A 19,306-nucleotide genomic window follows, 5' to 3' on the forward strand; every position below is an offset into this window, starting at 1 on the left:
ACCGTAAAATAGGTTCCGCCCGCCCTGCGGGGATCGCGGTCGCCGTAGCGGCGTCAGTGCCCGCTCCGGCCGAGCGCGATCCGCCGGCAGTCCTCGGGCGGCACCGTCGCCCTGGGGAGTCGCTCGGCGCAGATCCGGCAGTGTGCGAACTCGTCGCGGTTGAACGCGTGACAGAGTTCACAGAGCGCGAGCGGCGACTCGCCGTCCCAGTCCGCGGGGAGCAGACCGATCGAAAGCGCCTCCTCGCGTCGAGCGCGAGCGCGCTCGATGCCGTCGACGCCGCTTCGATCCGCCCGGCCAAGTCGTTCGAGTAGCCCCATCGATCGTTCGTAGTCGCCTCTCGGCAAAGATCTATTCGGTTCGATCGGGGCGAAGAAAACCCGAACGAACGATCCTGAAAGATCCGGCGGCCGGGGCGCCGCGCTGGACGGTCGGCGACCAAAAAATGAAGCGTCGGTTAGGTGTAGGTGGGACCGCTCAGATGACGCGGTTCTGCAGGTAGTCGAGGTGCTTGGCGTTGTAGACGATCTTGACCTCGTCGGCATCGGGCGATCCGATGCAGGTCAGGCGCACGCCCTTCTCCTCGACCTCCTCGTCGCTGAGGATCTGCTGCATGTCCATGTCGATCTCGCCCTCCTTGACGATGGCTGCGCAGTTCGCGCAGGCGCCGGCGCGACAGGAGAAGGGCCAGTCGTAGCCCTGGGCCTCGGCGGCCTCGAGGATGTACTCGCCCTCGTTGACGTCGAGCGTGCCGTAGTCCTCGTCGTCGAGGCCGGCGTCGGCAGCCTGATCGAAGAGGTCGTCGTCGTCCATGTCCCAGCCCTGGTCGTCCAGTACTTCGTAGTTGAGGTATTCTACCGTGGGCATCACGCCGAACTTCTCTGTCCAAACGGTTAGAAGTTGCTGTTTTGAGTTCGTCCGATGACCTATCCGCCAGCAGGGGCGACGACCCGGTGGACGGTCGTGGGACGAACACCCGTAGATGCCGACGGCCGGGCGCTCAGAACCCGAAGATCGGGACGAACTCGAACACCAGGTACGCGCCGGCGGTCGCGATCGTCGGCACGAGATTTTGAAGCAGGATCACTCGCCCGGTCGTCTCCGGATCGAACAGGTCCGCGGCGCTCGGAACGTCGTCGGGGTCCTCCTCGCCCATCGCCGGCAGCGCCTCGCCCTCCTCGTCGGCCGCCAGCGCGCCGATCGTGTCCTCCGGCGAGCGGACGCTCTCGCGGACGCCCGCGGTGCGGGTCGCCCGACCCCAGCCCAGCCCGACGATGCTCATCGTCGCGATCACGACGAAGCTGGCGGGAATCTCGATCGCCGACAGGAAGATCACCAGCCCGGAGCTGACCGTCGCGACGACGATCGCCGCGGTGAGCGGGAGCTCGGTGATGTCGTTACCCAGCGTGTCCAGCGTCCGTCGGGCGATCGTGAACGCGCCGACCGCGACGGCCGCGCTCGCCAGCAGGATGCCGGGGTTCATCTCCACCAGATCGCTGCCGACCAGCGGCGCGATGGCGTTGGCGACGTTGCTCGTCCCCGAGGAGAAGGCCATCAGGCAGCCGATCGCGACGACGACGCCCGCGCCGACCAGCTCGCGGCGAGATGACTCGTCGGCGACGGCGATCCGCGGGACGACGCCCGAGCGGTCGATCTCCAGCAGGTCGGCGTCAGAGCGGTCGATCGCGATCCACTCGTTGATCGTCGGGTAGAAGTACCGGCCGATGACGCCGCTGACCCAGAAGCCGATCAGCGGCGCGACCAGCCACCAGATCGCGATCTCGCTCATCACGCCCCAGTCGAGCGTGCCGCTGGCGACGCCCAGCCCGGCGATCGCGCCGACCGCGGTCATCGACGTGGAGGCGGGGACGCCGAACACGTTGCCGACGAACAGCGCGAGGCCGATGAAAAACAGCACCGCGATGCTCGTCGTCAGGGTGAACACCGACGGGTCGACGAGGTCGGCGCCCAGCGTCGTGACGACGCGGCGGCCGATCGTGAACGCGCCGACGAAGAAAAAGGCCGACATCAGCGCGGCGGCGGTCGTCTTCGAGATCACGTCGGCGCCGACGGCGGGACCGAAGGCGGGACCGGTGGTCGCCCCACCGATGTTGTAGCCCACGAACGCCGCGACGACGAGCCCGACGAGCAACAGCGGTTCGATCACGGAGAGAGGTTGAGCGGGCACGCAGTTAACTGGTGTGAAACGCGCAGCCGGACGCCGAGTGCAACGGTAGCAGACACCACGGTCGCGGGGGCGTCTCGACGCCGCGGCGGCCGGGGCGTCCGAACGCCGTCGCAGCGGCGGCGCCGAGCCGCCCCGCTTCGGAGCCTTTAGGCCGTCGCCCTCCCTCTCCCCGGACATGAGCGCGTTTCCGGAGTTCGAGGTGATCCCGGCGGTCGATCTACAGGACGGCGAGGTCGTCCAGCTGGTCCAGGGCGAGCGCGGCACCGAGAAGCGGTACGGCGATCCGGTCGAGGCGGCCGAGCGCTGGGTCGACCAGGGCGCCGAGACGCTCCACCTGGTCGATCTCGACGGCGCGTTCGATGGCGAGCGCGCCAACGCCGACGCCGTCGAGCGCGTGGTCGAGGCCGTCGACGTGGACGTGCAACTCGGGGGCGGCATCCGAACAGTCGACGACGCCGTCGACCTGCTGGAGCGGGGCGTCGATCGGGTGATCCTCGGGACCGCCGCCGTGCAGGAGCCCGAGATCGTCGGCGAGATCGGGGCGGAGCATCCCGGGACGGTCGTCGTCAGCCTCGACGCCAAAGACGGCGAAGTCGTCGTCGAGGGGTGGACCGAGGGCACGGGGCTCGATCCCGCGGAGGCCGCCGGGCGCTACGAGGAGCTGGGCGCCGGCGCGATCCTCTTTACCGACGTCGACGTCGAGGGGCGGCTGGAGGGCGTCCAGACCGAGCCCGTGCGGAACGTGGTTGGGGCCGTGGAGATTCCAGTGGTCGCCAGCGGCGGCGTGGCGTCGATCGACGACGTGCTGGCGCTTCGGGATGCGGGTGCGAGCGCGGTCGTCGTCGGCTCCGCGCTGTACGAAGGAGAGTTCACGCTGGCGGCGGCGATCGAGGCCGTGGCGGACGAGTCCTGACCGAATTTTGGCGTCGGTCGACAGCTGAGCGACGCCGGCCGTGCGCTCACTGCTGAGCGCGCCCGGAGAGCTCGCCGAGAGTGCCCCTGTAGCGGAGCCAGACGTACAGCCCCGCCGGTAGCAGTACCACCAGCGCCGCGAGGACCGCTCCGAGAACCGCGGTGTGGAGGGCAGCGACCATCACACGCGGTGCAAGCGGATCGAGGTACAATATTCTTTCCGACGCGCGCTCACGCACGCAACGCGCCGCCGACTGTGGGAACGCCGACGGAAGGCACCGCTCCCGATCGCGGATCGGCGTCCCGCCGTCCAGCGTCAGAAGTATGGTGGTCGGGTCCGTCGTCTCGCGCATGACCGACCGCGCAGCGGCCGTCGTCCGCGAGACGGCCGAGACGGAGATCGACGTCACGCTCGACGTGGACGGCGACGGCGAGGCGGCCGTCGACACGGGGATCGGCTTCTTCGATCACATGCTGGAGTCGTTCGCCAAGCACGGCCTGTTCGATCTCACAGTCGAGTGCGACGGCGACCTGGAGATCGACGACCACCACACCGTCGAGGACGTCGCGATCGTGCTCGGCGAGGCGTTCGACGAGGCGCTCGGCGAGAAGCGCGGGATCGTCCGCTACGCCGACCGCAAGGTGCCGCTGGACGAGGCCGTCGCCGGGGTCGTCGTCGACGTGAGCGGGCGGCCGCTGTTCCGATTCGACGGCGAGTTCTCGCAGGCCTCGGTGGGCGGACTGACCAGCCACATGGCGAAGCACTTCCTGCGATCGCTGGCGACGAACGCCGGCCTGACGCTCCACGCCGAGGTCACAGGAGAAAACGCCCACCACGAGATCGAGGCGCTATTTAAGGCGACCGCCCGAGCGCTGGACGACGCGACGCGGATCGACGAGCGCCGCGGCGGCGACACGCCGAGCACGAAAGGCGAGCTCTGAGGCGACGGAAACTCCTGTCGAACCCGCAGTTAAAAGTGCCGGGCACGCCTCGCCCTACCTAATGTTCGACGAGATCATGGAGAAGTTCGAGGGCAGCCCCTCCCAGCAGCGGGTGATCCGGCTGCTCCTCGAACGCGGGTTCTCGGTCAACGACGAGGGGCGGGTGGTCTCGGGCGGCATCGAGATCCCGAACACGGGGATCGCCCGCGAGATCGACGTCGACCGCCGGGTGGTCGACTCGACGACCGACGCGATCCTCGAGGACGACGAACTGCGCCGCATCTTCCAGAACATCTCGCAGGTGCCCAGCCTGATGGATCTGGCGCCGGTGCTCGATCTCACGGTCGTCTCGATCGCGGTGACCGACGCCGAGGCCGAGGGGATCGTCGCCGAGATCACGGGGCTGCTCGCCGATCGGGGCATCTCGATCCGCCAGACGATCAGCGAGGACCCGGAGTTCACCGACGAACCGCGGCTGTACCTGGTGACCGGGGAGCAACTGCCCGGCGATCTGATCAACGAGCTCAACGACCTGGCGTTCGTCCGCAGCATCGAACTGCAGTAGGATGTTGCTCTGGTGCGATCGACGTACTCTCTAAACACGGGACAGATACTGGTTCTAACTCTCTGAAAGCCCCCGCCGCGCTCGACAGGTTGCGACTCGCTGTGCTCCTCGCTCCCTTCGGTCGCTGCGGTGCTTGCTTCGGCCTCACCGGATCGAGCGCGGCGGCCCCTTTCGTTCCCACCCACCGCAGCCTCGTCCTCCCCAGCCGATTCGTTCGGTCACTCCGCTCCCTCACTCATCCCTCGCGCGACGCTGTCTCGCCATGAAAGGCTCGACAGCGCGCGCCACCGCACCCGCACGGCCCGGCGCGGCCTCGTGCCGCGCCGACGGGGGAGGGTAGGGCTGCGCGTGGTCGCCCATTGGGCGACCCGCGCAATGCTGTCCCTGGAGGATTGAAAGGGCGAGGCGCGGTCGCTGCCGCTGAGTCGGCTCTATCCGACCGAAGGGAGGATATCCGGCTCAGCGGCAGCGAGCGGGGCGAGGGCTTTCGCAGTAATCCTGTCAGTCGTTATGGTTACGGTTCCTCGGAGCGGACCGAGAGCTTTCGCAGTGTTGACGCCCGAAGCGATCGTTACGGCCAGCAAAAGCACACTGAGCGCACCCCAGCCTAGAACCGACGGGCTATTGCCCGCGGCGTCCCGACCCACCGAGCATGGACGAGAGTACGCGCGGCACCCTCGGATTCGTCGCGGTCCAGCTCGCGGCGGTGTACGCCGGGTTGCACTTCTACTGGGCGTTCCCCAAGCTCGTTCGGATCGTCCAGTACGGCCAGCCGCTCTACCGTGACCCGCGGCCGCTGCTGTTCATCGGGCTCGCCGTCCTCGTGCTCGGCGCGCTGGTGCTGGTCCAGCAGGGCACGATTCCCCGGACTGCGGCGTACGTCGCGGGGATGGCACTAATGGCCGTCTCGATCGCGGCGTGGGCGACCTGGCACCTCGGCGGGCACGTCGCGCTGCTGCCGTGGGCGCCCGAGGGCGCTGCCCAGACCCACGTGGGCAACCCCGTTGCGGTGCTGCTCGAACACGCCGTCGGCGATCCGATCGAAGGGATCTCGAAGCTCGTCGAGGTCGCGCTGTTCGGCGTGCTCGGGGCACTGCTGTACGACGAGGTCGCGACCGACGCATCCGCCGACCGAGAATCGACCGCCGAGTCGGACCCCGGCCGCTGAGGCGTCATGACCGACGAACCGTACCGAACAGTCGAAAGCAGAGGGCGCGCCGAGTTCGAGGTGACGGGCTCGGAGTTCATCGGCCACGTCGCGCCGGCGCCCGACGTCGAGGCCGCCGAGGCGTTCGTCGCGGACGTGCGCGAGCGGTACGACGACGCGACCCACAACGTGCCGGCCTACCGCGTCCGGGCCGATCCGCTCCGGGAGTGGGCCAGCGACGACGGCGAGCCGACCGGCTCGGCCGGCAAGCCCGCGCTGAACGTGCTACAGCAGGAGGACGTGGAGAACGTCGTCGCCGTCGTCACCCGCTACTACGGCGGGACGAACCTCGGCGTCGGCGGCCTCGCGCGGGCGTACTCCCGGGCGGTCAAGGACGGACTCGATGCGGCCGGAATCATCGAGGAACGGCCCCACGAGCGCTTCGCGGTCGTCGTCGACTACGACGACTCCGGGACGGTTCGGGGGATCGTCGAGAGCGCGGGCGTCGAGTTCGACGCCGACTACGAGGAACGCGTGACGATCGCCGTCCGCGCGCCGATCGAGGACGCCGACGACCTGCGCGACCGGATCCGGAGCGCCACCAGCGGGCGGGCGGAGTTCGACGACGAACGCTGATCGGCGGAACAGATCACGTCCCGAAGGTATCGACGCCGCGCGTCAGTTTCGACAATTCTCGACAGTACGGCTCCGTAACAGACGGTCCCGGCGTCAGAATCGAGACGCGACGAGCGCCCCGTCTAGCGGTCTCGACACGAAACGAAGGGGTTCGACGCGCGTCGATCGGGACGGGACGCGAGCGTCAGTCGACGATGATCTCGTCGTCGATCGTCTCGTGCTCTTCGGGTTGCATCTCCTCGCGGTAGCGCTCGATCCAGTCGGCGAAGCAGGCCGGACAGAGCCGCTGGGCGTCGACCTGTGAGCGGTCGACGGTGAGCCGCACCGTCCGCGCCAGCGGGTCCGAGATCGAGTCCCCGCAGCCGTCGCAGGCGTCTGACATACTGGACTGACCTGCGTTCCTCACCCACAAAGCTCTAGGGTCGGCGTCGACGCCGCGGCGGCCGTGGCGGCGACGAGACGACGCTCGTACGACGCCGACGACGCCGCGGCGTCAGGAGCGCCGCTCGCGAGTCGCGGTCCCGGTCGAACTGTTCCGAACGACGTACAGCAGCGCCGCGCCGGCCAGCCCCGGGGTTAGCCACCCGACGAGCGACTCGACCGAAACTGCCGGCATCGCGCCCTCGACCTGCCAGCGCGCGACGAGCGAGACGAGCCAGAACGTCGTGATGCAAACGGCGAGCGCGCTGGCGCCGGCGACCATCCGCCGATTCCGCGGGGTCCACGGCGTCCGGTAGCCGCACTTCGGACACTCCGTCGCGTCGGCGGGAATCTCGGCGTCGCAGCGCTCGCACGGCGCGGTTGAGTCGGTCGTCACTGGTCGGACGTTCGTCCGAGGGTGCAAAAAAGCGCGCCTCGTCAGCGATCTACTGCGTCCGGAACGCCCGGTCACCGGCGTCGCCCAGCCCGGGAACGATGTAGCCGTCGTCGTCGAGGTAGTCGTCGATGGCGACCGTCAGCAGATCGACGTCGGGGAACTGCTCGCCGACCCGGAGCAGTCCGTCGGGGGCGCTGACCGCCGAGAGGACGATGAAGTTCTCCGGCTCGGGCGAGTTCTCGGTGACGTGATCGAGCACCGTACACATCGTCGAGCCGGTCGCGAGCATCGGGTCGGCGACGATCACGGTGTCGTCCTCGGTGATCTCGGGCAGCTTCACGTAGTCGACAGTGATCGGGAACGAGCCGTCCTCGTTGCGGCCGGTCTCGTCGCGGCTGGCGCTGATCACGCCCTGTCGGGCGCGGGGGAACGCCTTCAGCAGCCCCTCGACGAACGGCGTCGCGGCGCGGAGAACGTTGATGATCACGACGTCGTCGAGCCCCTTGACCTGCTCGCCCATCGTCTCCTCCAGAGGCGTCTGGAGCGAGACGTACTCGGTGCCCATCCTGCCGTCGATGATCTCGTAGCCGCAGATGCGGCCCAGCTTCACCAGTCCCTTGCGGAACGCGACCTGCTCGGTCTCGACGTCCCGGAGCTTCGAGAGGGTGTGCTTGGCGAGCGCGTGCGTGACGACGTGCGCCTCGTCGCGGTCTTCGATCGTCATTACCGGAGCGTCGTGATCCGGCGAGTATAACCTACCGATCCTCTTCCGCGGCGCGACCGGGGGACGACGTTCAAGTGCCGCCTCGCTCACCGTCAACACGATGCGCACGGTCGAAGTCTCGCGGTTCGTCCGGGCGCCGCCCGCGGCCGTCGAACGGGCGCTGACGCCGCGCCAGATCGTCGAGTACGAGGGCTCGTTTTCGGTCCGAGAGATCGAGGAGCGCGAGGACGAAACCGTCGTCGCGGCCGGCGGTCCCGGCCTCGAACTCGCGCTTCGATTCGAGCCCCGCGAGCGCGGCTACGACTACGAGCAACTCGGCACCGGCGGCCCGCTGGGCGCCATGGAGACGACGCTGACCTACGACCCCGAGGACGAGGGCACCCGCGTGCGGGCGTCCTCGTCGGTGAGCCTCGGCGCCCCGCCGGCCGCGATCGCCGACCGGATCGCGGGCTGGAAGCGCCGCGGCGAGCTCGATCGGCTACTGGACGCGCTGGCCGAGGTCGTCGAGTAGCTGCAACCCAGACCCGGAACTCCAGGGGGTTACCGCCAGCCCTTTCGACGCCTCGTTCCAACTCGCAGGCGATGACCGACGACCTGTTTTCGCCCCTGGAGCTGCGCGGAACTGAGCTCCCGAATCGCGTGATGGTCTCCCCGATGTGCCAGTACTCCTGCGAGGACCGGGACGGACTGGCGACCGACTGGCACCGCGTCCACCTCGGGAGTCGGGCGACCGGCGGCGCCGGCGTCGTGATGACCGAGGCGACCGCCGTCGAGCCGCGCGGGCGCATCTCGCCCCACGACCTGGGTGTCTGGAGCGACGAGCACGCCGACGCGCTGGCGCCGGTCGCCGAGTTCGTCCGCGCGCAGGGCAGCGTCCCGGCGATCCAGCTCGCCCACGCCGGCCGGAAGGCCTCGATCAGCCGTCCCTGGGAGGGCCACGAGCCGCTGTCGCCCGACGAGGGGGGCTGGGAGGCGATCGCGCCGAGCGCGACGCCGTATCCCGGCAGGGAGGACGTGGCGCTGCGCGAGATGACCCAGGCGGACGTTTCGGACGTGATCGAGGCGTTCCGCAGCGGCGCCGAGCGCGCGCTCGCGGCCGGCTTCGAGATCGCCGAAGTGCACGCCGCCCACGGCTACCTGCTCCACGAGTTCCTCTCGCCGGTCGCCAACGACCGGACCGACGAGTACGGCGGGAGCTTCGAGGACCGCGCGAGACTGGTCGTCGAGGTGACCGAGGCCGTCCGCGAGGTCTGGCCCGACGATCGGCCGGTGTTCGTGCGCATCTCGGGCACCGACTGGCTGCCCGACCGGGACTCGTGGACGCGCGAGCAGTCGGCCCGCCTCGCCGACCTGCTGGCCGACGCCGGCGCCGATCTGATCGACGTCTCCAGCGGCGGGCTCCACCCCGACCAGCAGCTACCCGCCGGCGGCCCGAACTACCAGGTTCCGCTGGCCGAACACGTCCGCGCGGAGAGCGAGCGCGACGTCGCCGTCGGTGCGGTCGGCGGCATCACGACCGCCCAGCAGGCCGACGCTCTCGTTCGCAACGAACGGGCCGATCTGGCGATCGTCGGCCGAGAACACCTCCGGGACCCACACTTCGCGCTCCGGGCCGCGCGAGAACTCGACGCGCTCGACCGGATCGACGTCCCGGAGCAGTACGAGCGGGCGTACTGAGCGCGACGCCGGAATCCACTCCCGGCGAGGCGCCGAATTCCGGCTACCGACCTGGCGTGCTGTGACGCTCGATCTGCCGGTCCATCGTGCACTGGAGACAGAGATCCTCGGCCGTGCAACCCGGCGATTCGTGGGGACACGCGCGGACGTCCTCACTCGCCGAGAGCCGCTTGCGTTCGAGGCGCCACTCGGCGGCCCAGTCCTCGATCGAGCCGTTCCGGGTCGAGTCGTAGACGACGGTGTCGTCGCGGGTGACGATCTTCTCGCAGACGGCGTCGGGCGAGCGCGAGTTCTCGATCCGGTCGATCGCGTCTTCGATCGACGCGACGCGCTCGCTCTCGCGTCGCGTCTCGTAGAGCGTGAGCACCGTTATGCCGCCCGCCTCGCTGAGCGCCGGATCGGACATGACCGAGGCGTCGACCCGCGCCGGCAAAAACGCGGCGAACGATCGTGATAGCACACGGCAGGATTGTGGACGACACCCGAACCGGTGGCCGGACCGAACTACCTTAGTAGTTCACCGCTCTCTGTTCGAGTATGGGTTTTGGTAGCTACGACGAATCCGAGCAGAAAGACCAGAGCGTCGACGAGGACGACGACTCTGAGGCCGTCAACGTCCACGAGGAAGACCACGACGGGGAAGTCTCCTTCGAGTCCGAGGAGACGACCGCGGATCTGGTCGGTCGCCTCCAGGAGATGAAAGACGACGGCGACGACGACGAGTAATCGGCCGGTAGCACCCACTTTTCGCGCCCCGAACGAGGCTCGCCAGCGGCCGGTCCGCGCCGCGACATCCGTTCATCGACTCCCGACGGCGTCCGGCCGCCGACCGCACAACGGCGTCCGACCATCATCGCGCTCGGCGACGCCGTCGACGGTCGGCTCCGCGCGTCAAAGCGCTCCCAAGCATATCGGGCAGGAAGCTTATGGCCCGGTGTCGCTTACGCCGGGACGACCCCGCCGCAGCGCGACAGCCGGTCGCGAGCGGCCCCACACCACTATGGAACTACGGAACCGCCACCGGCGAGCCGTCGACCCGGTCCCGTTCCTCGTCGTCGCCGTGCTGGCCGGCACCGCGACGTTCTCGCTCGGCCCCGGCTACCTCCTCACGCTCGGGCTGTCGCTGCGGGCCGCGCTCGTCGCCTGCGCCGGCGCGACGGTGCTGACGACCGTCGTCGCCTACCACCGCTTCGTCTGGACCGTCCGCCCCGAACTCAGGCGCGAGGTGCCCGTCGAGTTGCGGCTGCGGCGCCTTCTGTACGGCGGCCTCGCGCTCGTCGCGCTCGTCCCGCTGTTCGCGCTCCCGCTGATGCTGTAGCGGGGCGCGAGGCTCGCCGGAGCACGGTAGCGTGGCGAGTGAGACCCGTCGGAGAAAAGCCCCTCGTCGGCATCGCGACGCCTCGGCGACGAGGTCACGACGCCGCCGTCTCGACGCCGATGCGACAGACGACACCGTGCGGTGCGGTTGCACACACCTCCCGTTTAACTGCCGATCGGACCTCACGTATCGTATGAGCCTCGCCGATCGGATCGCCGCCTACCGCGAGTACCTCCGGGAGGTGCTCCACGGGCTCTACCACGGCATGATCGAGCACCCGGCGTACGAGCTGATCGAGAAGGAAGCCGAGGATCGGGAGGACGAGTTCCTGCTGGCCTGCTTCGCCGACGCCTTCGGCGTCCCGAGCCCGGCGTCGTACTACACCGCGGAGCTGCTGCCCTACCTCGCCGAGGAGTTCGAGCAGTGGGAGCGCCGGATGTGGGACCGCTCGTCGGTGCTCGAACGCAAGGGCCAGCAGTACCACTTCTGATGGCGGGCGATTCGACCGCAAACGACCGGCCGGACGCCGAGGATCGCTTTGTGTTCTTCGGCGGGAAGGGCGGCGTCGGTAAGACGACGGTGTCGAGCGCCTACGCGACGCGCTGTGCGGCGGCCGGGCTCGACACCCTGCTGGTCTCGACGGATCCGGCCCACAGCACCGCCGACGTGTTCGACCAGCCGCTGGGCGACGATCCCCGCCCGGTCGACGGCCGCGAGAATCTGTGGGCGATGGAGATCGACCCAGACGCCGAGGTCGAGGCCCACATGAACCGGATCAGGCGCTCGCTGTCCGATCAGGTGAGCCCGGCGATCGTCAACGAGATCGACCGGCAGATCGAGCTGGCCCACCGGACGCCCGGCGCCCACGAGGCCGCGCTGTTCGACCGGTTCGTCGACGTGATGCGCTCACGCGAGGAGTACGACCGGGTCGTGTTCGACACCTCGCCGACCGGCGGGACGCTGCGACTGCTCTCGCTGCCCGAGCTGCTGGAGTCGTGGATCGACCGACTGGTCCGCAAGCGAACCGAGAGCATCGACCTCTACGAGAAGGCAGCGATCGGCGAGCGACAGGCCACGAGCGTCGACGAGGACCCGATCGTGGCCCGCCTGCGCGAGCGCAAGGAGAACTTCGAGTTCGCCGGGCGCGTGCTCCGCGAGGACGCCGCCTTCTTCTTCGTGCTGAACCCCGACGAGCTGTCGATTCGGGAGACCGAGCGGGCGATCGCGGACCTCGCCGAGCACGATCTGGGCGTCCGCGGACTGGTCGTCAACCGGCTCACGCCCGCGCCGGACGATCACGAAGACGGCCGCGGCGCGCGGTACCTGCGGGCCCGCCGCGAGACCGAGCGCGAGCGGCTCGCGACGATCCGGTCGACGTTCGACGCGCCGGTCGTCGCGACGATCGAGTCGCGAGTCGAGGAAATCCGGGGCGAGCACCTCGACGCCGTCGCCGATGCGCTCGACGTCGACGCGGCGGCCGCGGCGGCGTCGGACGCGCGGTCGGGGTAGTCGGCGCCGCGGGACGCCGAAGCGCGGCGGCGTCCGCGGCGTCGCCGGGCGCGCGATCGCGTCCCGACGCCGCCCCGATCGAATCGCTACGTCCCCCGTGGTATCCGGCACCAAGGTTTATTATCAGTATTGATAATGATAACATAGGGGGAGAACGGATGGTCCAGGTGATCTGGCTCGTGCTCGGCGTGCTGGCGATGTTCAGCGCGGGGTATCTGGGGTACTCCCGGTACCTGGCGAACTTCGTCGATCTCGACGAGGAGCGGACGACGCCGGCCCACGAGTACGAGGACGGACAGGAGTACGTGCCGTCGAAGAAGCCGGTCCTGTTGGGGCACCACTATTCGAGCATCGCGGGCGGCGCGCCGATCGTCGGCCCGATCACGGCGGCGCTGGTCTGGGGGTGGGTGCCGGCCGTGCTGTGGGTCGCGATCGGCAACCCGCTGATGGGCGCCGTCCACGACTTCATGTCGCTGTCGGGGTCGATCCGCCACGAGGGCAAGTCGATCGGGTCGATCATCGGCTCGTACCTCGGCGAGCGCGGGAAGAATCGGCTGCTGTGGTTCGCGTTCCTGACGATCATCCTCGTGGTCGCGGTGTTCGCCTTGGTCGTCGGCATCGTGCTCGACGCCTATCCGCAAGCGGCGACCGCGAGCATCATCTACATCGGGCTGGCGCTCGCCTTCGGCGTCTACCTGTACCAGCTCGACCTGCCCTTTATTCCGGGGACGGTCGCGTTCGTCGCCGCGGTGTTCGCCGGCGTCTGGGTCGGCGTGCAGTACCCGCTGGCGCTGTTCCCGGCGGTGGGCGACGCGAGCTACCCCGCCGGCACGATCGTGCTGTTCGCGAGCAGCGGCGCGTGGCTGCCCGGCGCCGAGCTGTTCAACCCGAACATCGCGGCGTGGATCGTCGTCGTGCTGCTGTACGCGTTCGTCGCCGCCGTGTTGCCGGTGTGGACGCTGCTCCAGCCCCGCGACTACCTCTCGTCGTTCCTGCTGTACGCCGGGGTCGGCGGCGCGCTGCTGGCGATCATCGTCGGCACGGTCTTTGGCACCGCGGCCGAGCCGCTGACGATCAACACGCAGGCGTACTACGGGTTCTGGGGGAGCGACGTCGCCAGTTTCGCGCTGATGCCGCTGTTCCCGCTGCTGTTTATCACGATCGCCTGCGGGACGATCAGCGGGTTCCACTCGCTGGTCTCCTCGGGAACGACGGCGAAGCAGCTCGACAAGGAGACCGACGCGCGCCTGATCGGCTACGGCGGGATGCTCGGCGAGGGGCTGCTCGCGACGGTCGCGCTCTGTACGGTGGTGCTGGTCGCCGACGTGGCCGCGTCGGGCGGCATCGGCCTCGCGCTGCCGAACTTCGCGACCGGCGGGGGCGTCATCTTCACGAGCTTCGGCATCCCGGCGTCGTACGGCGCGCCCTTCATGGCGCTGGTGCTGGTGAGCTTCCTGCTGACCAGCACCGACACCGCGGCGCGGCTGGGCCGGTATATGCTCGAAGAGATCGTCGAGACGCCCGAGACGACGACCCAGTCGGTCGCCGCGAACCGCTACTTCAGCACCGGCGTCCAGGTCGTGCTCGCGTACGTGCTGGTCACCAGCGGTCGATGGGAGGACCTCTGGCCGCTGTTCGGCGGCGCCAACCAGCTGCTGGCCGCGCTCGCGCTGCTGACCGCGACGGTCTGGCTCGCCAACTGGGACGAGACCAAGCAGCTGGTCAGCACCGGCGTCCCGATGGTGGTGATGGCGTCGATCACGGTGCTGGGCTTGCTCTGGCTGGCGCTGTACCAGAACATCGCGGTGAAGCTGCTCGATAGCTCCTGGATGGCCGACGCGACCGTGCTCGATCTGGTCGGGACGTCCCTGCAGATCGTCATCGCGTTCGTGCTCGTGGGATTGGCGCTGTCGCTGGTCAGGATGGGGTACAGCAACATCCAGCGCGTCCGGACGGGCGGGGAAGTGGCAGCGGCCGACGGCGGCGAGCCAGGCGAAGGTGAGAGATCCTTCGGATCTCGAACGTCGATAGACGAGCAACGCGAGTCTATCGGAAGTTCGGACGAGCGAAGCGAGTCCGAAGGAAGCGACGACTGACCGTCGGCGTCCCCACGCCGGACGCCGTTTTTTCGCCGGCGACCAACTACAGCTGTAGCCGTCGCTTGAGCAGATCGAGCAGCCCCGGCTCGGCGCGCTCGATCGACTCCCACGTCGCGAACGCCGACCGAACGTCCGCGTTCTCGCTGGCGACGAGTTCCTCGTCCGAAGGCGCCGTGACGACGAGGTTGATCTCGTAGTGGCCGTGGTAACCGAACTTGATGAGCGTCCGGTCGCGAAAGTCCTCGACGAACGATCGAACGTCGTCGGTGAGCACCGGCGGAACGAGGACGACGGTGAACTCGGTTCCGTAGTGTTCCTCGTCGGGCTCGATCCAGTCGTCGGCCAGATCGTGACAGAAGTCGACGAGATGCTCCAGTTCGGCGACGTACAGCGCGTCGACCCGGCGGACGAACAGGTGCTCGTGGACCTCGTGCTGGGCGAACGAGATCGAGGGATGCAGGAAGTGCTTCCGGCTCTCCATGTCCATCCGGCCGTACAGCTCGAACGGCTCGTCCCGGATCGTCACGTCGCGCGCCAGATCGTAGTTGTGCGCGAGCCGGTCGGCGGCGTCGTCGAGGTACTCGTCGTCCCACTCGGGCGGCGAGTCGGTCGTCGGCGGCGGGCGTTCGACGGCGGAGGGCGCCATGTGTAAACTGTGATCGAACCACCATATATAGCTGACAGCGGCGTCTCCCGGCGCGAAACGCGACGCCCCCGCGTATCGGGATGACCGGCGTCGAGACGCCGAAACTCGGCCGAGAAAACGGGGCGAGTTCTGGTCGGCGCTCGGCGGCGCTGAAAACTTTACCAGATTGCGGTCCATAGTCACACACAGCATGGGGGAGAAACGGACGGAAGCCTGCGGCCGCTGTGGCATCAGCTCGGCCGTCGACGCGAGCGACGGGGACGGCGAGCGCGACCCGTTCGGTGACGAGCGCATCGAGGTCGACGAGCGCGATGCCCGCGCGGCGATGCGACTCCAGGTCGCCGCCGGCCGGCTCAAACGACGCCTCGACGAGCTCGCGACCCGGCTGACGTACGGGCGGTGACGGCGCGGTGATGGCGAGTCGACAGTGGCGTTCGACCGCCGGAACCAAACCACGTCGGCACGGCGAGCGGGCGGTCCCTACGCACCGGGGGCAAAGCGTTTAACCGCCCGTGTCCTTAGCGGCTACTCAACGGCATGGAAGAGAGCATCTCCGGGTTCAAGATCCGCGGGGCGTGGGGCGATGTCGTCGAACACGGCGAGCGGATCACCCGGGCGCTGCGCGACGTCGACGCCAACGAGTCCGCGGGCGAGCCGAGCTACCCGGACGCGTTCGCCGAGTGGGACGAGTGGCGACCCAAATCCCACGAGCGCATCGAAGAGGACGTCAGCGAGAAAACGGCCGACCAGGCCAGCGTCAAGGAGGGAAAAGGCGAACAGGCCGGCAAGAACCCCGACGAGGACATCCGCACCGCGGGGGAGAAGCTCAGCGAGTCCTACGAGAAACTCGACGAGGACGACGCCAACGGCGCGGTCGACAAGTGGGGCGAGTCGATCGAGTACGTCGCCCGCGCGGCCGACTCGGCGGGCCGCAAAGCGCTCCGGTCCGTGGAGAACACCGTCTACCAGCGCGTGATGACCCAGCTCGCGCCGTACTACTTCGACAACGAGCTGATCAGCGCGAACCTCCAGCGCTCGACACGCAGCGACGAGGAGGTGTTCGTCTTCGAGGTCAACGTCAACGACGACGAGCTCAAAGAGGAGGTGTCCTCCCGGCTCGCCGAGTACGAGGACGAGATCGACCGCTGGCACGTCGACACCGAGAAGGACACCGACGTCGCCGCGGCCGCGGAAGGCGTCGAACCGCCCGAGGAGGAGACCGACGGTCGATCGAAGCCGTCGTCGAACTGACCCCGGCGACCGCTTCCGCGATGCTTCCCGATAGTTTTATCATCATTTCTCTGAACCATTCGGTATGCGAACGAGCCGGCGGGATCTGCTCGGAAAACTAAGTGCCGCCGGAGCGACGAGCGTCCTGGCGGGCTGTGGCGTGAAAACGACATGCGGCTGCGCTCCGCCGCCGGGGCGCGGCGACGCGATGCTCTGGCACGCGATGAGTGAGTCAAGGACCGAGACGTTCGAGGAGAGCCTCGAAATGTACAACGAGGCGAAAGACGTGAAGATCGTCACCGAAGAAAACGGCGACCTCCGGAGCGCCGTCACGACCAGGTTGGCCGCCGGTGACGGCCCCGAGATGTACCGCTGGACCCAGAACTGGACGGGCGGGCACTGGGAGCGCGATTTCCTGTACGACGCCAGCGACGACCTCAAGGTCGATCCCGCCGATCAGTTCAGTTCGCCCGCGGTCGAGGCGATCACGGTCGGCCCGGACGACGCCGTCGTCGGGCTGCCGGTCGCCAGCCAGACGGTCGGGCTGTTGTACAACGAGGACATGGTCGATGAACCCCCGGAGACGTTCGACGAGATGGAGTCGATCATGCAGGAGCACAACGACCCCACCCAGGGCAAGTTCGGCCTCTCGCACCCGATCGACGCCTACTTCGCCAGCGCCTGGCTGCACGCCTTCGGCGGTTACTACCTCCAAATCGACGAAAACGGCGAGGGAGAAACCGGAGTAGATCTCGACGCGACCAAGCGCGGGATGGAGTTCCTCCGCGACCGCATCTGGCCGTACGTCGCACTGGGTCTGGACCGCGAATCCCAGCGAGACGTGTTCCGGAACGAAAACGCGCCGCTGGCGATCAACGGTCCCTGGGCGATCGGGGCCTTCGAGGACAGCGGCCTCGACGTCGGCGTCGCTCCGTTACCCGCCATCGACGGCCACGCGCCCGCGCCGTACACGGGCACCTCGATGTGGTACTTCTCGGCCCGCATGGCCGACGACGCCGAGCGCCGCGACGCGGCGCTGGAGTACGCCGAGTGGATTTCGACGAGCAGGGAGCGACAGCTGGCGCACGCACGGGCCCACGGCTCGGTTCCGGTAGTCGACTCGATCAGCGACGACAGTCTCGGCGAACAAGTTGCCGGGTTCAAACGCTCCTACGAGAGCGGGATCCCGATACCGAGCCACCGGCGGATGAACGAGGTCTGGGCGCCCGTCGAGGACGCAATCTACGCGGTACTACAGGACAGCGCAGATATCGACTCACGGTTCGACGAAGCCGCCGCGACGATCCGATCGAACTGGCGGCAGTGACGCCGGCGAACTCACGGCGCTCGGTCGGTAGGCACTTGTAGGGGCCGGCGGTAGTACGCCGATAGATGGTCGACGCCGCGACGCTGGCGACGCTTCTGGTTGCGGGGCTGGCGAGTATGTTCATGGCCTGGGCGATCGGCGCCGGCTCCAGCGGGTCGACCCCGTTCGCGCCGGCGGTCGGCGCCAACGCGATTTCGGTGATGCGGGCCGGCTTCTTCGTGGGACTGCTGGGCTTTCTCGGCGCCGTATTGCAGGGCGCGAACGTCTCCGAAGCGGTCGGACGAGAGCTGATCGGCGGCGTCTCGCTGACCCCTACGGCGGCGACGCTCGCGCTGATCATCGCGGCGACGCTGGTCGCGATCGGCGTGTTTACCGGCTATCCCATCGCGACGGCCTTCACCGTCACCGGCGCGGTCGTCGGCGTCGGGCTGGCGATGGGCGGCGATCCCGCGTGGGCGAAGTACCGCGAGATCGGCGCGCTGTGGATCCTGACGCCGTTCGTCGGCGGGGGGATCGCCTACGTGACGGCGAAGACGCTGCGAAACGACTCGTGGGACGAGCAGGCGACGGTACCGGTGCTCGCCGGGCTGGTCGGCGTGATCCTCGCGAACGTCGAGTTCGTCGTGCTCGGCCCGCCGGGCGAGGGCGCCACGATCGCCCAGACGATCGCCGGCCCGCTGCCGCTGTCACCGATCGCCGGGCAGGCCGTCGCGACGCTCGCGCTCGGCGCGTTGTCGGGACTGGCGCTGTATCGCGACCTGCGCGTCGACGCCGACCGCGGACAGCGCCGGTTCCTGCTCGTGATGGGCGGACTCGTTGCGTTCTCCGCGGGCGGGAGTCAGGTCGGACTGGCCGTCGGACCGATGCTCCCGCTGGTCGAACCGCGGGGCGTGCCGGTGACCGCCGCGCTGGTCGGCGGCGGGCTCGGGCTGCTCGTCGGCTCCTGGACGGGCGCGCCGCGGATGATCAAGGCGATCGCGCAGGACTACTCCTCGCTGGGGCCGCGCCGGTCGATCGCCGCGCTGATCCCCTCGTTCGCGATCGCTCAGACCGCCGTCTTCTTCGGCATCCCCGTCTCCTTCAACGAGATCATCGTCAGTTCGATCATCGGCAGCGGCTACGCCGCGGGCGGGGGCGGCGTCAGCGCGAGCAAGATGGGGTACACGGTGTTCGCGTGGATCGCATCGCTCGTCGGCGCGATCGTCGTCGGATACGCGGGATACACCGGCGTTTCGCTGCTGTTCTGAGAGCGCGCCGCAAAGAAAGTAGAAGGGTACTGCCGCTACGACGAGCGCCACGGCGCGACGCCGTCGTCGAGTTCTCCGCCGCAATCCGGACAGGTCGCGCGGTACGATACCGGGTGGACGGTCCGTTCGCACTCGCTACAGCTGTACCGTTCTTTTTGTATACTCACGTTGGTTTCACCTGGATACGACAATGTTCCGGCAGCTATTAATCTTTTTCGTGAACTTTTGTTCATTGTACACCAGTATTACCAGACAGACGCATATACCCAATCTCAACGCTGGCCGAGCTGCCGTGGATAGTTCTCGCACCGGAACGCCGGCG

Annotated in this window: 25 protein-coding genes; 16 read left to right on the forward strand and 9 right to left on the reverse strand. The window is 68.5% G+C overall.

What is annotated here, in order from left to right:
* Positions 1-53 precede the first annotated feature (53 nt).
* From ABDZ81_RS05550 to ABDZ81_RS05560, 3 genes are all read right to left on the reverse strand, one after another.
* The gene (locus ABDZ81_RS05550; RefSeq protein ID WP_343772897.1) at positions 54-320 is read right to left on the reverse strand and encodes a hypothetical protein; all 267 of its coding nucleotides are present in this window, start codon (positions 318-320) and stop codon (positions 54-56) included.
* Between the two features lie 157 nt (positions 321-477).
* Positions 478-867, reverse strand: a complete 390-nt coding sequence (gene fer, locus ABDZ81_RS05555) for a ferredoxin Fer (RefSeq protein WP_343772898.1) — start codon at positions 865-867, stop codon at positions 478-480.
* 133 nt (positions 868-1,000) lie between these two features.
* Positions 1,001-2,167 (reverse strand): inorganic phosphate transporter, encoded by a 1,167-nt coding sequence (locus ABDZ81_RS05560; protein ID WP_343772899.1) that lies wholly within the window; start codon positions 2,165-2,167, stop codon positions 1,001-1,003.
* A 196-nt stretch (positions 2,168-2,363) separates the two neighbouring features.
* Here ABDZ81_RS05560 and hisA point away from each other — a divergent pair, with 196 nt between their 5' ends.
* A complete protein-coding gene (gene hisA / locus ABDZ81_RS05565) occupies positions 2,364-3,101 on the forward strand; it encodes a 1-(5-phosphoribosyl)-5-[(5-phosphoribosylamino)methylideneamino]imidazole-4-carboxamide isomerase (protein WP_343772901.1) in 738 nt (245 codons plus the stop codon).
* 46 nt (positions 3,102-3,147) lie between these two features.
* Here hisA and ABDZ81_RS05570 read toward each other — a convergent pair whose 3' ends face one another.
* A complete protein-coding gene (locus tag ABDZ81_RS05570; RefSeq protein ID WP_343772902.1) occupies positions 3,148-3,285 on the reverse strand; it encodes a hypothetical protein in 138 nt (45 codons plus the stop codon).
* A gap of 166 nt (positions 3,286-3,451) precedes the next feature.
* On the opposite strand from ABDZ81_RS05570, the gene hisB reads away from it, so the two are divergent.
* The 4 genes from hisB (at position 3,452) to ABDZ81_RS05590 (ending at position 6,390) form a co-directional block, all read left to right on the forward strand.
* Positions 3,452-4,042, forward strand: a complete 591-nt coding sequence (gene hisB / locus ABDZ81_RS05575) for an imidazoleglycerol-phosphate dehydratase HisB (RefSeq protein ID WP_343772903.1) — start codon at positions 3,452-3,454, stop codon at positions 4,040-4,042.
* A gap of 61 nt (positions 4,043-4,103) precedes the next feature.
* Positions 4,104-4,607: a TrpY family transcription regulator gene (trpY, locus tag ABDZ81_RS05580; RefSeq protein WP_343772904.1), complete on the forward strand. Its 504-nt coding sequence runs from the start codon at positions 4,104-4,106 to the stop codon at positions 4,605-4,607.
* Positions 4,608-5,259: 652 nt separating this feature from the next.
* Entirely contained in the window at positions 5,260-5,775 is a 516-nt protein-coding gene (locus tag ABDZ81_RS05585) for a hypothetical protein (protein WP_343772905.1), read from the forward strand.
* 6 nt (positions 5,776-5,781) lie between these two features.
* Positions 5,782-6,390 (forward strand): IMPACT family protein, encoded by a 609-nt coding sequence (locus ABDZ81_RS05590; protein ID WP_343772906.1) that lies wholly within the window; start codon positions 5,782-5,784, stop codon positions 6,388-6,390.
* Between the two features lie 184 nt (positions 6,391-6,574).
* On the opposite strand, the gene ABDZ81_RS05595 is transcribed toward ABDZ81_RS05590, so the two are convergent.
* From ABDZ81_RS05595 to upp, 3 genes are all read right to left on the reverse strand, one after another.
* On the reverse strand, positions 6,575-6,772 hold the full coding sequence (locus ABDZ81_RS05595) for a DUF7569 family protein (protein WP_343772907.1): 198 nt from the start codon (positions 6,770-6,772) through the stop codon (positions 6,575-6,577).
* A 111-nt stretch (positions 6,773-6,883) separates the two neighbouring features.
* A complete protein-coding gene (locus tag ABDZ81_RS05600) occupies positions 6,884-7,207 on the reverse strand; it encodes a hypothetical protein (RefSeq protein WP_343772909.1) in 324 nt (107 codons plus the stop codon).
* A 49-nt stretch (positions 7,208-7,256) separates the two neighbouring features.
* Positions 7,257-7,931 carry a uracil phosphoribosyltransferase gene (gene upp / locus ABDZ81_RS05605; RefSeq protein ID WP_343772910.1) on the reverse strand — a complete coding sequence of 225 codons (675 nt, stop codon included), beginning with the start codon at positions 7,929-7,931 and terminating at the stop codon, positions 7,257-7,259.
* 100 nt (positions 7,932-8,031) lie between these two features.
* Here upp and ABDZ81_RS05610 point away from each other — a divergent pair, with 100 nt between their 5' ends.
* Both ABDZ81_RS05610 and ABDZ81_RS05615 read left to right on the forward strand, forming a co-directional pair.
* Positions 8,032-8,442, forward strand: coding sequence for an SRPBCC family protein (locus ABDZ81_RS05610; RefSeq protein ID WP_343772911.1), 411 nt, complete (start codon positions 8,032-8,034; stop codon positions 8,440-8,442).
* A 71-nt stretch (positions 8,443-8,513) separates the two neighbouring features.
* On the forward strand, positions 8,514-9,608 hold the full coding sequence (locus tag ABDZ81_RS05615; RefSeq protein WP_343772912.1) for an NADH:flavin oxidoreductase/NADH oxidase: 1,095 nt from the start codon (positions 8,514-8,516) through the stop codon (positions 9,606-9,608).
* Positions 9,609-9,651: 43 nt separating this feature from the next.
* On the opposite strand, the gene ABDZ81_RS05620 is transcribed toward ABDZ81_RS05615, so the two are convergent.
* Complete coding sequence (locus tag ABDZ81_RS05620) at positions 9,652-10,014, reverse strand: hypothetical protein (protein ID WP_343772913.1); 363 nt, start codon at positions 10,012-10,014, stop codon at positions 9,652-9,654.
* A 131-nt stretch (positions 10,015-10,145) separates the two neighbouring features.
* Between ABDZ81_RS05620 and ABDZ81_RS05625 the strand changes: the two genes are divergently transcribed.
* The 5 genes from ABDZ81_RS05625 to ABDZ81_RS05645 all read left to right on the forward strand — a co-directional run bounded on the left by ABDZ81_RS05625 (position 10,146) and on the right by ABDZ81_RS05645 (position 14,531).
* On the forward strand, positions 10,146-10,334 hold the full coding sequence (locus ABDZ81_RS05625; RefSeq protein ID WP_343772914.1) for a DUF5786 family protein: 189 nt from the start codon (positions 10,146-10,148) through the stop codon (positions 10,332-10,334).
* 274 nt (positions 10,335-10,608) lie between these two features.
* Entirely contained in the window at positions 10,609-10,926 is a 318-nt protein-coding gene (locus ABDZ81_RS05630) for a hypothetical protein (RefSeq protein ID WP_343772915.1), read from the forward strand.
* 193 nt (positions 10,927-11,119) lie between these two features.
* Positions 11,120-11,416, forward strand: a complete 297-nt coding sequence (locus ABDZ81_RS05635; RefSeq protein WP_343772916.1) for a DUF7990 family protein — start codon at positions 11,120-11,122, stop codon at positions 11,414-11,416.
* A complete protein-coding gene (locus tag ABDZ81_RS05640; RefSeq protein ID WP_343772917.1) occupies positions 11,416-12,435 on the forward strand; it encodes an ArsA family ATPase in 1,020 nt (339 codons plus the stop codon). Before ABDZ81_RS05635 ends, ABDZ81_RS05640 begins: the two co-directional genes overlap by 1 nt.
* Positions 12,436-12,593: 158 nt before the next feature.
* On the forward strand, positions 12,594-14,531 hold the full coding sequence (locus ABDZ81_RS05645) for a carbon starvation CstA family protein (protein WP_343772918.1): 1,938 nt from the start codon (positions 12,594-12,596) through the stop codon (positions 14,529-14,531).
* Positions 14,532-14,577: 46 nt separating this feature from the next.
* Here ABDZ81_RS05645 and ABDZ81_RS05650 read toward each other — a convergent pair whose 3' ends face one another.
* On the reverse strand, positions 14,578-15,180 hold the full coding sequence (locus ABDZ81_RS05650; RefSeq protein WP_343772919.1) for a DUF8052 family protein: 603 nt from the start codon (positions 15,178-15,180) through the stop codon (positions 14,578-14,580).
* Between the two features lie 190 nt (positions 15,181-15,370).
* On the opposite strand from ABDZ81_RS05650, the gene ABDZ81_RS05655 reads away from it, so the two are divergent.
* The 4 genes from ABDZ81_RS05655 (at position 15,371) to ABDZ81_RS05670 (ending at position 18,984) form a co-directional block, all read left to right on the forward strand.
* A complete protein-coding gene (locus tag ABDZ81_RS05655; protein WP_343772920.1) occupies positions 15,371-15,583 on the forward strand; it encodes a DUF8007 family protein in 213 nt (70 codons plus the stop codon).
* A gap of 134 nt (positions 15,584-15,717) precedes the next feature.
* On the forward strand, positions 15,718-16,431 hold the full coding sequence (locus tag ABDZ81_RS05660) for a DUF5828 family protein (RefSeq protein ID WP_343772921.1): 714 nt from the start codon (positions 15,718-15,720) through the stop codon (positions 16,429-16,431).
* A gap of 202 nt (positions 16,432-16,633) precedes the next feature.
* Positions 16,634-17,737: an extracellular solute-binding protein gene (locus ABDZ81_RS05665; protein WP_343772923.1), complete on the forward strand. Its 1,104-nt coding sequence runs from the start codon at positions 16,634-16,636 to the stop codon at positions 17,735-17,737.
* Between the two features lie 65 nt (positions 17,738-17,802).
* Positions 17,803-18,984 carry an inorganic phosphate transporter gene (locus ABDZ81_RS05670; RefSeq protein WP_343772924.1) on the forward strand — a complete coding sequence of 394 codons (1,182 nt, stop codon included), beginning with the start codon at positions 17,803-17,805 and terminating at the stop codon, positions 18,982-18,984.
* Positions 18,985-19,306 lie beyond the last annotated feature (322 nt).

Source organism: Natronoarchaeum mannanilyticum, assembly GCF_039522665.1.
Lineage (GTDB): Archaea > Halobacteriota > Halobacteria > Halobacteriales > Natronoarchaeaceae > Natronoarchaeum > Natronoarchaeum mannanilyticum.

What these genes read in the sequence shown, in the direction of transcription:
- ABDZ81_RS05665 (WP_343772923.1), top strand. Translation starts at nt 16,634, where the DNA reads ATGAGTGAGTCAAGGACCGAGACGTTCGAGGAGAGCCTCGAAATGTAC.
- upp (WP_343772910.1), bottom strand. Translation starts at nt 7,931, where the DNA reads ATGACGATCGAAGACCGCGACGAGGCGCACGTCGTCACGCACGCGCTC.
- ABDZ81_RS05615 (WP_343772912.1), top strand. Translation starts at nt 8,514, where the DNA reads ATGACCGACGACCTGTTTTCGCCCCTGGAGCTGCGCGGAACTGAGCTC.
- ABDZ81_RS05630 (WP_343772915.1), top strand. Translation starts at nt 10,609, where the DNA reads ATGGAACTACGGAACCGCCACCGGCGAGCCGTCGACCCGGTCCCGTTC.
- trpY (WP_343772904.1), top strand. Translation starts at nt 4,104, where the DNA reads ATGTTCGACGAGATCATGGAGAAGTTCGAGGGCAGCCCCTCCCAGCAG.
- ABDZ81_RS05655 (WP_343772920.1), top strand. Translation starts at nt 15,371, where the DNA reads ATGGGGGAGAAACGGACGGAAGCCTGCGGCCGCTGTGGCATCAGCTCG.
- hisA (WP_343772901.1), top strand. Translation starts at nt 2,364, where the DNA reads ATGAGCGCGTTTCCGGAGTTCGAGGTGATCCCGGCGGTCGATCTACAG.
- ABDZ81_RS05620 (WP_343772913.1), bottom strand. Translation starts at nt 10,014, where the DNA reads ATGTCCGATCCGGCGCTCAGCGAGGCGGGCGGCATAACGGTGCTCACG.
- ABDZ81_RS05595 (WP_343772907.1), bottom strand. Translation starts at nt 6,772, where the DNA reads ATGTCAGACGCCTGCGACGGCTGCGGGGACTCGATCTCGGACCCGCTG.
- ABDZ81_RS05670 (WP_343772924.1), top strand. Translation starts at nt 17,803, where the DNA reads ATGGTCGACGCCGCGACGCTGGCGACGCTTCTGGTTGCGGGGCTGGCG.
- ABDZ81_RS05635 (WP_343772916.1), top strand. Translation starts at nt 11,120, where the DNA reads ATGAGCCTCGCCGATCGGATCGCCGCCTACCGCGAGTACCTCCGGGAG.
- ABDZ81_RS05585 (WP_343772905.1), top strand. Translation starts at nt 5,260, where the DNA reads ATGGACGAGAGTACGCGCGGCACCCTCGGATTCGTCGCGGTCCAGCTC.
- ABDZ81_RS05610 (WP_343772911.1), top strand. Translation starts at nt 8,032, where the DNA reads ATGCGCACGGTCGAAGTCTCGCGGTTCGTCCGGGCGCCGCCCGCGGCC.
- fer (WP_343772898.1), bottom strand. Translation starts at nt 867, where the DNA reads ATGCCCACGGTAGAATACCTCAACTACGAAGTACTGGACGACCAGGGC.
- ABDZ81_RS05645 (WP_343772918.1), top strand. Translation starts at nt 12,594, where the DNA reads ATGGTCCAGGTGATCTGGCTCGTGCTCGGCGTGCTGGCGATGTTCAGC.
- ABDZ81_RS05650 (WP_343772919.1), bottom strand. Translation starts at nt 15,180, where the DNA reads ATGGCGCCCTCCGCCGTCGAACGCCCGCCGCCGACGACCGACTCGCCG.
- ABDZ81_RS05590 (WP_343772906.1), top strand. Translation starts at nt 5,782, where the DNA reads ATGACCGACGAACCGTACCGAACAGTCGAAAGCAGAGGGCGCGCCGAG.
- ABDZ81_RS05625 (WP_343772914.1), top strand. Translation starts at nt 10,146, where the DNA reads ATGGGTTTTGGTAGCTACGACGAATCCGAGCAGAAAGACCAGAGCGTC.
- ABDZ81_RS05640 (WP_343772917.1), top strand. Translation starts at nt 11,416, where the DNA reads ATGGCGGGCGATTCGACCGCAAACGACCGGCCGGACGCCGAGGATCGC.
- hisB (WP_343772903.1), top strand. Translation starts at nt 3,452, where the DNA reads ATGACCGACCGCGCAGCGGCCGTCGTCCGCGAGACGGCCGAGACGGAG.
- ABDZ81_RS05660 (WP_343772921.1), top strand. Translation starts at nt 15,718, where the DNA reads ATGGAAGAGAGCATCTCCGGGTTCAAGATCCGCGGGGCGTGGGGCGAT.
- ABDZ81_RS05550 (WP_343772897.1), bottom strand. Translation starts at nt 320, where the DNA reads ATGGGGCTACTCGAACGACTTGGCCGGGCGGATCGAAGCGGCGTCGAC.